Source organism: Lactobacillus gallinarum, from assembly GCF_002160635.1.
GTDB lineage: Bacteria > Bacillota > Bacilli > Lactobacillales > Lactobacillaceae > Lactobacillus > Lactobacillus gallinarum.
Map to the genome: position 1 here is coordinate 18,709 of NZ_NFKZ01000007.1, position 13,596 is coordinate 32,304.

A 13,596-nucleotide genomic window follows, 5' to 3' on the forward strand; every position below is an offset into this window, starting at 1 on the left:
CAGGATCTGGCGATGAATAATAATATTTTTGAAATCAGTCTTGTTACGTTGTGATTTGAAAGGGGATTTTTATGAATAAAGACAATCAAAATGATGTAGTGACGGGCGCATCCCAAACTATTGATGTTAATTCTGGTTCATCTTTGATGGAGCCTGATAAAAATAAGAGTAAAGAGACAGTGCAAGTCAAAAGCGAATGGCCTGGTCCTAAAGGGATGATTCCAGTAACTAGTGGCAAGGCTGATGATGCCAATGTTCATAATCGTGTCTTCTTAGATAACATTTTAGTGGAGATGCGTGTGATTGATGCGGTAGAACCAGATTTAACTACTACAATCTTAGGTAGAAAATATTCATCCCCATTAATGCCAGCCGCTGTATCTCACTTGAACAAAGTATTAAGTGATAAAACTAGAAAACCAATGCAGGAAAAGGCAATAGCTGCACGCAACATGGATTTACTGAATTGGATCGGTATGGAAACAAATGAAGAATATGGTGAGATTGTTGCTCAAGGCGGCGATACTATTCGAATCATTAAGCCATTTGCGGATCACAATAAGATCTTAGATGAAATTAAATTCGCCGAAGAAAAAGGTGCCGTTGCTGTTGGGATCGACATAGACCATATTGCAGGTAAGAATGGTAAATATGATGTAGTTGATGGTATTCCATTAGGTCCAATTACGATGGAAGATTTAAAGCATTATGCTGAAAGTACCAATTTACCATTTATTGCTAAAGGAGGGCTGTCAGTTTCGGATGCACTTAAGGCGCGTCAAGCTGGCTGCAAGGCGATTGTAGTATCTCATCACCATGGACGCGTACCATTTGGTATTCCGCCTTTATCAATCTTGCCCGAAATTAAGAAAGCTTTAGCTGGTAGCGGTATGGAGATTTATGCTGATGGGTCTTTAATGAGTGGATATGATGCATATAAGGCTTTAGCTTTGGGTGCAGATGCAGTTTTGATTGGTCGCGGAATTTTATCAGAATTATTGAAGAGTGGTACTAGGGCGACAGAAGATAAGCTGAAAAAGATGAATGAAGAATTGGCTGAAATGATGATGTATACAGGAGTGAAGGATACAAATTCATTTGATGCTAGTGTGTTGCATTATGAATAATAGCAGGTAGATGAAAAGATTGATTATTATAAATCACATTATGTGATGCGAATAATCAATCTTTTTATTTTTCATAAATTAATAAAGCTGTTTTAACGATTAAATAACTATTTTAAGAATTATTAAGTATTTGTAATAAATTTAGGTGATAAAAATTAATATAGCTAAGAAGTAGTTGAATTAAAAAATAACAGAATTCAAATGCTTTGCTTGCTTAGAAAGAGGGTGCTAAGACAAAAGTGAGTAAAAACATAAAGAGTGAAAGAAATGTCTGAAAAAATTTATAGAGATTATTTTGAAGATAAGGAAGACTTTGACAAAAATCACTTTGACTATAAGAATTTGAAAATTCCTGAAGGAGTAGAAGCTCAGCCGTTAACTGTTCCACCAGTATTAAAGTCTGATAAGGAAACTGCTACTGATGTTTGGTTCACACTAGAATCAATTGTAGGTGAAAGTCAAATTTTACCTGGTGAGAAGACTAAGACTTGGGGCTATAATGCACCTTTATTAGGAAAGACGATGGTAGTTGAGAAAGGCAAACGTGTTCATGTAACTTTAAAAAATAGTTTGCCAGAATTAACTACTTATCATTGGCATGGTATAGAAGTTCCAGGGCCTATTACGGATGGTGGTTGTCATGCCCCAGTTTATCCCGGTGAAGAAAAGCAGATCGAATTTACAGTTAATCAACCAGCTGCTTTAACTTGGCTGCATGCTCATCCATGTCCATCAACGGCTGCCCAAGTTTGGATGGGTCTTGCGATGGGTGTAGTAGTAACTGATGAAAACGAAGCTAAGCTGCCAATTCCAAAAAAGTATGGTATTGATGAATTTCCGGTTATTTTACAAGATCGTACTTTCCATGAACATAACCAATTGGATTATCGGGCTGATTACAATCAAATGGGGATTTTTGGCGATACTCCGATGATTAATGGAGTCGTTCGTCCTTACGTTGATGTTACTACGCAAAAGGTCAGATTGCTTTTCTTAGGTGGCTCTAACCGACGTGAATGGCGTTTACACTTTGATGACGATTTAGTTATGACTCAAATTGCAGGAGATGATTCTTTCTTACCACATCCAATTAAGATGACGCAGTTGTTAGTAACACCAGGTGAGAGATTACAAGTTGTAGTCGATTTTGGTCAATACCATGAGGGCGACGTAGTAAGTCTTTACACTGATGACTTCAAATTGATCGAATTCCGGATTCATAAATTTGAGGATGATAATTCAGAAATTCCTGCCACTTTGTTTACACCAGAAATTCCAGAAGTTGACCCAAGTTTACCCGTTCGTAAGGTCACCATGGATGGCTGTGATAAGATGAATGGTAAACGTTTTGCTATGCAAAGAATCGATATGGAACAAAAAGTCGGTCAAGCTGAATATTGGGACGTTACTAATACTAATTCAAAAAAAGAAGGTATGATTCATCCATTCCATATTCACGGCACGCACTTTTTAGTAGTATCTCGTAATGGAAAAAAGCCATATCCAAATGAAGTTGGTGTTTACAAAGATACAGTTCCTGTTGCACCAGGAGAAACTGTGCGCTTATTGGTTAAATTCCCACTTGAGGGAGTCTTTATGTATCACTGCCATATCATTGAACATGAAGATGCCGGTATGATGGCACAAATCGAAATCTTTGATCCAGATCATCCTAAGAATTATAAGTTAATGGATATGAAGACTTTGACTAAGGCCTTTGCCGAAGAAAGAGGAGTGAAGCTAGAAGATGTTTGGATGCCAGGCATGGATACCGAAGGATGCGATGTGAAGAAGGCTGATGTTGTTAGCGGTGCTAGTGAAGAAGCAGATCATGCAGATGCATCTACTGGTGCAAGTGAGCATTAAAAATAATGTTGTTATGAGTGAAGAATAAATAGTTTATAACTAAAAAACGTAGTCTTTGATAAGGCTACGGTTTTTGTTTACAATTTGATTTTTTCTTTTGGTAATTTAATTGTTAATTTCTCAAAAGAAAAAGGTTTAATCAACGAAATTTCATAAGCGTCAAGCGCTAAATCTTCTCCAGCAAAGCTGGGGTTATATAGCGGGTCGCCAACGATTGGTGTACCAAGGGATGCTAAATGCACACGGATTTGATGAGTACGACCAGTTTCCAAAGTTAGTTTGACTACCGCTGTATTATCATCATTTCTTTTTAACACTTGATAATGTGTTACGGCATGAAGTCCAGCAGGTGAGATCATTCTTTTTCGCTGATCATCAGGATCATGATCAATTGGCTGATTAATTGTACCTTGATCGTTTAATTTTTCTGCATGATCAACTTTAGCTAAATAATCACGATGAAAAGTTTTGGTGGTTAATTCACGATTTAAAATCGGCACTACTGCAGGATTTTTTGCAACAAGCAGTAAGCCGCCTGTAAGCATATCTAATCGATGAACAATGTAGGGATTTTGTCCTAAATAAGTGGCGCAATCATTTAAAGCTGTGTCAGTTTCATTTAAGTTGGGGTGAGTTTTTTGCCCCTTCTTTTTATTAATAATCAATAAATTATCGTCTTCGTAAATGATATCAGGTAACTTTCCACTAGCTGGATATTTTTGCTGGGTAGATTCAACTTGATCTAATGTGATGTCAATTTTATCGCCTGGCGAAATTTCCTGATTAAAATAGCGGTATTTGCCGTTAATTGTAATGTTTTGTTCAATGCGCAAGTAGTGACGCCATTTTCTCGGAATAAGCAATTTACGCAATACGTCATTGACGGGTAAGGGTTCGAGATTTTTAGGATAAAAAAGTGTAAAATGATAAACCATAAATATTTCCTAAGACTGTTGCAAGTCTAAACAAGTGTACTAGCAATGTGATACAATTTTCTTGTTTCTAAAAAGGAGCATTGTATTAATGAATAACGACCAACCAAAAAGAAGTGGTTTTAAAGATGTTTGGCATCGAATTGATCGCCGCTTCTTTATCGGACGCTGGATTATTTTAATCCTGCTCACTCTTATATTGATAACTTGTACATATTATACAATTAAAGTTAAGACTTCGAATATCTCAAATTTGAAGGCTTCACTTTCAACAACGACAACTATTTATGATTATAAAGGCAAAAAAGCTGGTTCTTTATATTCACAAAAAGGTACATTCGTTGAATATGATAAAATTTCTCCCAATATTCAAAATGCAGTAATTTCGACAGAAGATCGTACTTTCTGGAAAAATCCTGGTTTTAGTATTAAGGGAATGGCGCGTGCAGCAGTAAGTTTGGTTATTAACCACGGACAAGTAACTGGTGGTGGTTCGACTCTAACCCAGCAACTGGCTAAAAACTCGCTTTTGACCCAGCAGCAGACTTTTTCACGAAAATTAGAAGAATTATTCTTTGCGATTGAAATTAACCATGTTTATTCCAAAAAAGATATTCTAACGATGTATTTGAATAATGCATATTTTGGCAATGGTGTCTGGGGCGTGCAGGATGCCAGTCGCAGGTATTTTGGTAAAAATGCCAGTGATGTGACAGTAGGAGAAGCTGCTACATTAGCAGGAATTTTACGTAATCCAAGTTTTTATAATCCTGTTGATCATATGGCCAATGCTTTGGCGCGGCGTAATTTGATTTTAGGATTAATGGCTGATAATGGTAAGTTAACTGCTGCTCAAGCTAAAGCTTACTCTAAGCAAGGGTTAACTTTGCGGAATACCTTTAGAAATAAAGATGGCTATCGTTATCCATATTTCTTTGATGCTGTAGTAGATGAAGCTATTAGCAAATACGGCTTGACTGAAGAGCAAGTAATGAATAAGGGACTTAAGATTTACACTACTCTTAATCAAAATTATCAGGGAAGATTGCAAGATACCTTTAATGAAAGCTGGCTTTTCCCACAAAATGGTACTGATGGCACAGAATGTCAGGGTGCAAGTGTGGCAATGGATCCAGAAACAGGTGCTGTACGAGCTGTAATCGGTGGTCGCGGTAAACACGTTTTCCGTGGTTATAACCGTGCAATTCAAATGAAGCGTCAGCCTGGTTCATCAATTAAACCAATCGCTGTTTATGCACCGGCTCTTCAAGATGGTTATCATTATGATTCTGAGCTTTCTAACAAGTTGCAAAAGTTTGGTAAAAATGGTTATGAGCCGCATAATGTTGATAATGGCTATTCTGATAAGATTCCGATGTACCAAGCTTTAGCGGAAAGTAAAAACGTTCCTGCAGTATGGCTGCTTGATAAAATTGGTGTAAATAAGGGTGTACAATCTGTTCAGAATTTTGGTATAAAGGTACCTAAGTCAGATCGCAACCTAGCTTTGGCATTAGGTGGACTTTCTACAGGGGTTTCGCCTTTACAGATGGCTCGTGCATATTCTGCTTTTGCTAATAAAGGTAATTTACCTAATAATTCTTACTTTATTACTAAAATTACTGATGCAAGTGGCAATGTGTTAGTCGAAAATAATAATCCAGGTAATCATAGAATTATTTCTGAGAATACTGCTAAAGAAATGACGACGATGATGCTTGGCGTTTTCACTAATGGTACTGCTCAGACTGCTCAACCTAATGGATTCCGTGTTGCTGGTAAGACTGGTTCAACTGAAGTTCCTAACTCATATGGTTTTGGAACAAAGGATCAATGGATCGTCGGTTATACTCCTGATATCGTGTTAGCTACTTGGGTTGGTTTTGATCAAACAAGTAAGCAGCGTTATATGCAAGGAGTATCTGAAACAGGAATTACACGATTGTACAAAGCAGAAATGGAAGGGATCCTACCATATACTGCTCAAACGCAATTTACCGAAAAATCACCAGGTCAGCTTGTCAAAAACAATGGATCCAATTTTGATTGGACCAACGGTTGGGGACAAAAAATTCAAGATGGTATCGGATCTGCAGGACAGAAAATTAATGAATGGTATAATGATGTCAAAGGTTTATTTGGCCGATAAAATTTAGGAGGACCCATATGATTAATATTTATGATTCAGCTAATCAATTAGCACAAGATTTAACCAAGACTGACCAATACAAGGCTGTAGGTGACGCTGTTAAGGCTGTTCAAGCAGACAGTGAAAGTGCAGCAATGTTTAAGAAGATGGATGAACTTCAAGCTAAGATCATGCAAGCTCAACAAAGTGGTCAACCTTTATCTGATGAAGATCAAAAGGCTTACCAAGAATTGAATGCTCAAGTTCAAAAGAACGATAAGATCGTTGCTCTTCTTAAGAGTGAACAAGGTTTGTATGATTTGTTAGGTGAAATCCAAAAGGCTTACACTAAGCCAATTAATGATCTTTATGAAGGTCTTAGAAACTAGAATTTGCGATGAAATTCATTCATTTTGCAGATGCGCATTTAGATAGTCCATTTCGCGGGCTATCTTTTTTGCCATCTAAGGAATTTAATCAGATATATCAAGCAGCAGACCAATCATTAACACGGATTGTAGATTTGGCGTTGGCTGAAAAGGTCGACCTGGTTTTAATTGCAGGTGATACCTTTGATAGTGCTAAGCCATCTCCACGTTCGCAGTTGTTTTTTGCACAGCAGATTAAACGTTTAACAGATGCGCAGATCCAAGTAGTAATGATTTTTGGTAATCATGATCATATGCGACGTGAAGATTTATTGGTTAATCAGAGCCCATATTTTAAATTGATTGGTGCAAATGAAGCAGTAGAAAAAGCAACATTTAAGACTAAAGATAATTTTAACTACGATGTTGTGGGCTTTTCATATTTAAATAATCATATTACAGAAGATAAAATTCCAGATTTTCCTGGAAAGGAACATAATTATACTTTTGGTTTAATGCACGCCCAAGAAAAAGAAGCTGATAGCCGTAAAAATGTTTATGCACCGTTTACGGTATCTGAGGTTCAAGCATTGAATTATGATTATTTTGCTTTAGGACATATTCATGCTCGGCGTAATTTGAGTGAAAAGCCATGGATTGTTTATTCAGGCAATATTCAAGGACGTCACATCAATGAAATGGGTGCTAAGGGATGCTACCTTGGCGTGATTGATGAGAATACTAAAAAAACAAGTATTGAATTTAAGACGACAGGCCCAATTTTATGGCAAGGAGTACAAGTTGAATTAGATACTCAAATTAGTAAAGCTGATTTACAAAATGAAATTATTGCAAGTCTAAATAATGCAAAACAAAAAACTTATTTCAGTTTAACTACTGCTGGCGCCCAATTTATGACTGATGAAGAACAAGAGCTAGTGCAAGACACGGATTTTTGGCAAAACATTTCACAGAATTTGCCGTTTGATTCGCAATTAGTAGATGTACGGTTGAAAATAAGTTCTAATTTGGAACTTAATGAAAATGATCAGCAAGCCTTTGAGCAAGCTAAGGCAGAAATATTTGAAAATGATGAGTTTGATAAGATTGTTAGCGATTGGAAGAAAAAGGATCCTATAGCAGCTCAATTAACGGAAGATCCCGCTTTTATTAAGGCTGTGAAGCAACTAACTGAGGTTAAGTTAATGGGTAAATTGAAAGGAATTACTGATGAGACTGAAACAAATTAAGATAGTCAACTTTGGCCAATTCTCTAATAAAAAATTTGATTTACCTGGTGACCAAATTAATGTCTTTTTTGGTGCTAACGAAGCCGGCAAGAGTACAACTGTAGCTTTTATTAAGCAAATAATGTTTGGTTTTCATTTGCGTAGCAATGCTTCGCCATTTTTTGAAGACTATACGCCGCTAGCACATGTTAGTCCAATGGGCGGTAGCTTGATTTTTGAAAACGGTGATTCAGAATATGAGCTGGAACGTCTTTATGCCAAGGGTGATAAAACTAAAAAAGGAATTTTAACCGTTAAAAAAGACGGTCAAGTTGTCCCTGAAAGCTTGTTTTTTGACCAGATTCAAAATATTGATGGCTCTTTTTATGCTGATAGCTTTATTTTTAATCAGGAAATGTTGGGCCAAGTTACTAGTCTGAGTCAGGAAGATTTGCTGGAGCGTATTTATTATTTAGGTGCGGCTAATAGTGGTCAATTACTGAAATTACGTGATGATTTTGCCAAGGAAGCTGGCAAACTATTTAAAAAGACTGGGAAAAAGCCAGAAGTTAACCGCCTATTAAAGCAAATAGAAACGGATCGTGACAAGTTAGTTCAAACTAAAGCGGAATTTAGTGATTATGAAGAGCTTGCTCAGGATCTGAAAGATCATCAAGATCGGTTGAAAAAGGCACAGCAGGCTTTAGCAAATATTCAAACTAAACAGGCAAGTTTGCGTGATTTACAAAAAGAATTAAGCAACTATACAACTTTATTAGATTTACAAAAGCAGATAAAAGATATCAAATTTGATAGTGAAAACTACCAAAAAGCTCAAGATTTAATGGCTCAAGGGCGAAATTTACAAAAGATGATGCAATCTTTACAAAAGCAATTATCTGAGTTAACAGAAGAAGACTTAATTGATCTAAACGAATCTAAGAAAGTTGTTCAACAAAAGCCGCAGTTATTGCAATGGCAGGTTGAATATCGTAATTGTTTACAAAAAGCTGATCAGTTGAAGCAAGAAGAGCAGCAACTACTTGCTTTATCACCTGAAATTAATGAGCTACGCGATTTAAATACAGAAGATATTAAGCAGCTAAAAGAAGATTTCTTAGCGTTGCCAGCAAAACAAAATGAAGAAGTTAATGAAATTAGCTCTAGTGATAAACTTTGGTATATTGTTGGTGCTGTACTAGTAGTTCTAGGTTTAATTTTATTAGGAACTGCTGGAGTGGTAGGGATTATTGTATTAATAGCTGGTATTGGACTTGCAGGCTTTGGCTATGTCAAAAATACACAGGCAAGTAAACAAGCAGCAGATATTTTAGCAAAACAAAAGGCAGTTAAAAATCAAAGGCAAGCTTTTTATTCAAAATATAATTTGGATCCTGATATGTTGGATCTGAATAGTGTGTTGACTAATTTAAATCAATACAAGCTTAAAGAGAGTGCCGAAAAGACTAATGCGGAAGAATTAAATAAAATTAATCGGCAAGTTGCTCAATTAGCTGCCAATGTCCAGAATGTCTTAAGAGAGCCGATCGACGATGATTTTGATCAGGTTTTGAATGGATTAGATGAGATCGAAGAACAAATTAATAAACAACAAGAATTAACGCAGAAGAAGTCTAATTTAACTAGTTCACTGAATCAGGATAAGCAAGAGTTAAAAGAGCTTGGTTTAAAATTAAAGGCTGTGTTTGCGCAAGCTAATGTAGAAAATATGGCGGATTATGATGCAGCTTATCAAGAGTCTTTAGATCAAGCTAAAATTAAAGCTCAATATGATGCTCTTGAAAAAAGTTTGCATGATGATTTAGATGAATTAAAACAAGAAGCCAAAGAACCAGGCAAGGTTTTAGCACAACTTCAAAGTCTGGCTGCCCAATCTTCTGATGTAACTGAAGAAATTGATGAATTACAGCAGCAGGTGGCTAAATTGCAGGTTCAATTGGACAATTTGGCTGATTCTACTGCAGTTTTTGAGGCAAAGCAGGAGCTAGCCAATACCGAAACTAATTTCGTTAACAGCAGTCAAGAGTATCTGGCTAATTTGCTAGCTTCTAAGTGGATTAGCCGTTCACTCGATTTAGCTTCCAATGAGCGTTTCCCTAAGATGCTGAATGCCGCTAAGGAATATTTTGCTTTGCTTACTGGTGGTCGCTACGTAAATATCGTTTTAGATAAAAAGCTAACGGTTATGCGTAAAGATGGTAAGAAGCGTGAAGTGAAATACTTGTCTCGTGGGACAGCCGAACAGCTTTACTTTGCATTGAAATTAGCATTTATTGAACAAATCAAAGATAAGATTAATTTACCAATTTTAATTGATGATTCATTTGTTAATTTTGATGATCGTCGAATCAGCTATATTAAGAAATTACTTGAAAAGATTAGTGAAAATAATCAAGTATTGATTTTTACTGCTCAAGAAAAATTGGTTGATCAATTAGAAATTACGCCTTTAACTTTTACGAAAGGAACTCAAGATGCTTAAACGATTGTTAGATTATAACGATGGTGAAGAAATGGATATTGTGGTCTTAATTAAGAATTCACAATTGCGTCATAATAAGAAAAATAATCTTTATTTAGCTATGCAATTTGGCGATGGCTCAGGTGAAATCCGTGGCAATTATTGGGATGCTAATAATCAGGATGCAGCGACCTTTAGTACTGGTACGATCGTTGAGTTAAATGGTAAAAGAGAAGAGTATCAAGGGCGACCACAGATTCGAATTTATAGTTTGCGTGTTGTAGGTCCACAAGAAGGATATGAGCTTGATCAGTTTATTAAATCTGCTCCTGAACCAATTAATGAAATGGAGCAGGAGATTAACAATTTTGTGGCTCAGATTCAAAATAAGACTTGGAAGACAATCGTAGAATATTTGCTTAAAAAATGGGGTAAAAGATTCTATGATTATCCAGCGGGCAAAAGTAATCACCATGCGGTTCGAGGCGGATTAGCATTTCACACATTATCGATGTTAAAGGATGCTAAAGGTTTGTCTGATAATTATGAGCAAGTTAATCGGTCTTTGCTTTACGCAGGATGTATTTTACATGATATGGGCAAAGTTTTAGAGCTTACAGGACCTGCTGCAACACAGTACACGGCTGAAGGAAATCTAGTTGGTCATTTAGTATTAATAGATGAACAAATTATGCTTGCAGCTAATGAATTAAACTTTGATCTTGAATCAGAAGATTTGCTTTTGCTTAGACATATGGTCTTATCGCATCATGGTAAATTTGAATATGGTTCACCTAAGTTGCCAGCCTTGCTTGAAGCTGAATTGCTTCACCGCATTGATGATTTAGATGCGACTGTGTATGCTGTAACGAATGCTTTGCAGCATACGCCTAAGGGGCAGTTTACAGAACCATTGCTTAGCCAAGATGGTAAGAGGTATTATCACCCTAAGCATGATCCAGCACTGGAAAAGGCACGACATTTAGAATAGAGAAAAGCAGTACAAATTATCGTTTGTACTGCTTTTTTAGTAATTATTTTTTGTGAATTATATTTATAAAATTACGCCATTTACTACCTTTAACCTGATAACTTTGGACGGGTTGAGTAACTTCTACGCAGCCTAAATATTTACCATTATCATCGTGAAGGCTATAAAAAGAAATATTTAATGGCTGTCCGTTTTTGTGAATATTGATTGAAATTGAATTACGCTCACCTTCGTGCATTTGTTTTAAAACTGCTTTAACTCGTCCTTGTGAGTGACCGGGATGCACTTCGAAGACAGTTTTACCAATATCTTTCTCGGTTCTAGGGAAGATGCGATGCTCATTCATTGATGACCATACGACGATATCATTTTCATCAAGAACATCAAATTCTTGTGGAATGGTAGTAAAAATTGCGTTTAATTCGGGAAGTGATAAGTGACCACCTTTTAACTTGATTTCATTCATGATTAAAGCTTCTTTCTATACTTTAATTGTAGCATTAAAGCGGTTACTTACGCTGTTATTAAAAGGATAGATAATTAAGAGTAAAGAAAAAATCCAACTCTCAAGCGAGAATTGGATTTTTTAATTTAGTAAAATTTATTACTTAGTAGCACCAGTTGAAACGTAAGCTGATAATACATCTTTTAAGTCGTTATCCTTGATAGAAACGTCTGCCTTCTTCAATACAGTAGCAATAACGTCCTTCATAACAGCTTGATCTTGAGCCATTGATGCGTAAATTTCATCATCGATAGCCTTCTTGTGATCAGCAAACTTACCCTTAGCTGGGTGACTAATCATCTTGATTACGTGGTAACCAGATTGTGACTTAACTGGACTTTCAGTAACTTCACCAGTCTTAAGCTTGAATGCGGCAGTCTTGAATGCACTGTCTAAAGTGTTATCAGTTGAATCAAATGCAGGAAGCTTACCGGCTTTATTCTTAGTAGCAGTATCAAGTGAGTACTTCTTAGCTAAACTCTTGAAGCTCTTACCATCCTTCAATTGCTTGATAATGTCTTCAGCAGTTGACTTCTTAGCAACTAAAATGTGTTGAACAGTTACCTTAGGTTGGTAATTCTTCCAAGCTTCTTGTTCTTGCTTTTTAGAAATCTTCTTAATGTGCTTCAAAGCTGCTTCAGAAAGCAAGTTAGTCTTCAAGTTTTGCTTAAATGTTGAAGCGGTCATACCATTTTGTTGTAAAACAGCACTAAATTGTGAACCGTATTGCTTCTTGTAGTTGTTGTATTGCTTGTCAACTTTCTTTGATGAAACGTATTTGCCGTATTGTTGTTCCAAAGCACGGTTAATAATCATGTTAGCCAAAGCTGACTTACCAGCTTGAGACTTCTTCATTTCATCGTAGTATTGTTGTTGAGTGATCTTACCACCCTTGTATGAAGCAACAGTAGCATTGTTGCCGCTATTTGAGCAGGCAGCAGTAGATAAAGCAACACCAGCTACAGCAACAACTGCAGCAACTTTTTTCATATAACTCTTCATATAAATAAATCTCCACATCCTTAATTAAGTAACTGTCAACTAATATACCATAAAATTAGTTGTTTCGTTTTCAAATAAGCAATATTCATAAAAAAATCAAATTTTCTTTAATATTTCTTATTTAACGATATTATTTTCACCAAAATCTTGATTTAATTGATCACTTTTTTGTTTGATTTTATCAACAGTTGGTTCAATATGTCTTGAATATTTTTCAATATTATCACTGATATCACTAATAGTTCGTTCAGCTTGAGGCATTTGATCATTTAAATCTTGACTAGCTTTTTTGGCTTTTTGTAAAGCTTGATTAAAGCGGCTAGTTTCATGCTTAAATGCATCAAATTCATCTTTGAGTGGTTTGCCGGGACGATTGCCTTCGCTATCTTTCATGCAAGAAAAAACGGTTCCAGCTGCTGCACCAAAAATAGTACCTAAAAGAAAATGTTTCATTATTTCTCCTTAAAATTGAGCTTTAATCTTATCAGCTACTTCATTGTATTTTGCTTCATCGTATTGATCGGCGTTGTTACGAGTCATGAGCTTCAAGCCATCGCCTTCAAAACGAGGAATGAAGTGAATATGTGAGTGCATTACTACTTGGTTAGCTGACTTACCGTTGTTAGTGGTAATGTTCATACCAGTAACGTTAGGAAATGCCTTTTTGATTGCATTAGCAATTTCAGGAATGTATTGCAAATATCTTTGGGCATCTTCCTTAGTGTAGTCAAATAAGTTAGTGATGTGCTTCTTAGGGATCATCAAAGTGTGGCCTGGGTTAACTTGAGAAATGTCTAAGAAAGCTTTAACGTCGTCGTTTTCAAAGACAGTGTAACTTGGAACTTCACCGCGGATAATTTTGCAGAATAAACAATCGTCAACTAAATTTTTATTTTCCATATAATTACCTCTTATTTGTTAGACTTTAGTTTCTACTAATATCCATGATATTATAAAACATGATAG

General features: G+C 36.1%; 12 protein-coding genes. 7 read left to right on the top strand and 5 right to left on the bottom strand.

Annotated elements, in window-relative coordinates; all coding sequences use genetic code 11:
* Positions 1-71: 71 nt before the first annotated feature.
* Both B5E95_RS04175 and B5E95_RS04180 read left to right on the top strand, forming a co-directional pair.
* A complete protein-coding gene (locus tag B5E95_RS04175; protein ID WP_087235641.1) occupies positions 72-1,127 on the top strand; it encodes an alpha-hydroxy-acid oxidizing protein in 1,056 nt (351 codons plus the stop codon).
* A gap of 267 nt (positions 1,128-1,394) precedes the next feature.
* A complete protein-coding gene (locus tag B5E95_RS04180) occupies positions 1,395-2,993 on the top strand; it encodes a multicopper oxidase family protein (RefSeq protein ID WP_087235667.1) in 1,599 nt (532 codons plus the stop codon).
* A 77-nt stretch (positions 2,994-3,070) separates the two neighbouring features.
* Here B5E95_RS04180 and B5E95_RS04185 read toward each other — a convergent pair whose 3' ends face one another.
* Complete coding sequence (locus B5E95_RS04185) at positions 3,071-3,928, bottom strand: RluA family pseudouridine synthase (RefSeq protein ID WP_087235642.1); 858 nt, start codon at positions 3,926-3,928, stop codon at positions 3,071-3,073.
* Positions 3,929-4,016: 88 nt separating this feature from the next.
* Here B5E95_RS04185 and B5E95_RS04190 point away from each other — a divergent pair, with 88 nt between their 5' ends.
* Genes B5E95_RS04190 through B5E95_RS04210 form a run of 5 tightly spaced genes read left to right on the top strand, consistent with a single transcriptional unit; the run spans position 4,017 to position 11,123 of the window.
* Positions 4,017-6,074, top strand: coding sequence for a PBP1A family penicillin-binding protein (locus B5E95_RS04190; RefSeq protein WP_087235643.1), 2,058 nt, complete (start codon positions 4,017-4,019; stop codon positions 6,072-6,074).
* 17 nt (positions 6,075-6,091) lie between these two features.
* Positions 6,092-6,442 carry a YlbF/YmcA family competence regulator gene (locus B5E95_RS04195; RefSeq protein WP_025005546.1) on the top strand — a complete coding sequence of 117 codons (351 nt, stop codon included), beginning with the start codon at positions 6,092-6,094 and terminating at the stop codon, positions 6,440-6,442.
* An 8-nt stretch (positions 6,443-6,450) separates the two neighbouring features.
* Positions 6,451-7,671, top strand: a complete 1,221-nt coding sequence (locus tag B5E95_RS04200; RefSeq protein ID WP_087235644.1) for a metallophosphoesterase family protein — start codon at positions 6,451-6,453, stop codon at positions 7,669-7,671.
* The gene (locus B5E95_RS04205) at positions 7,652-10,153 is read left to right on the top strand and encodes an ATP-binding protein (protein ID WP_087235645.1); all 2,502 of its coding nucleotides are present in this window, start codon (positions 7,652-7,654) and stop codon (positions 10,151-10,153) included. The genes B5E95_RS04200 and B5E95_RS04205 overlap by 20 nt, the downstream gene beginning before the upstream one ends.
* Positions 10,146-11,123, top strand: coding sequence for a 3'-5' exoribonuclease YhaM family protein (locus B5E95_RS04210; RefSeq protein WP_087235646.1), 978 nt, complete (start codon positions 10,146-10,148; stop codon positions 11,121-11,123). The genes B5E95_RS04205 and B5E95_RS04210 overlap by 8 nt, the downstream gene beginning before the upstream one ends.
* A 43-nt stretch (positions 11,124-11,166) precedes the next feature.
* Here the strand turns inward: B5E95_RS04210 and B5E95_RS04215 are convergent, their stop codons facing one another.
* From B5E95_RS04215 to B5E95_RS04230, 4 genes are all read right to left on the bottom strand, one after another.
* Positions 11,167-11,589, bottom strand: a complete 423-nt coding sequence (locus tag B5E95_RS04215; RefSeq protein ID WP_056945503.1) for a PAS domain-containing protein — start codon at positions 11,587-11,589, stop codon at positions 11,167-11,169.
* A gap of 138 nt (positions 11,590-11,727) precedes the next feature.
* Positions 11,728-12,630, bottom strand: a complete 903-nt coding sequence (locus tag B5E95_RS04220; RefSeq protein ID WP_025005549.1) for a peptidylprolyl isomerase PrsA — start codon at positions 12,628-12,630, stop codon at positions 11,728-11,730.
* 117 nt (positions 12,631-12,747) lie between these two features.
* Positions 12,748-13,083, bottom strand: a complete 336-nt coding sequence (locus B5E95_RS04225) for a hypothetical protein (RefSeq protein ID WP_087235647.1) — start codon at positions 13,081-13,083, stop codon at positions 12,748-12,750.
* Between the two features lie 9 nt (positions 13,084-13,092).
* On the bottom strand, positions 13,093-13,530 hold the full coding sequence (locus tag B5E95_RS04230) for an HIT family protein (RefSeq protein WP_003627196.1): 438 nt from the start codon (positions 13,528-13,530) through the stop codon (positions 13,093-13,095).
* Between the last annotated feature and the right edge of the window lie 66 nt (positions 13,531-13,596).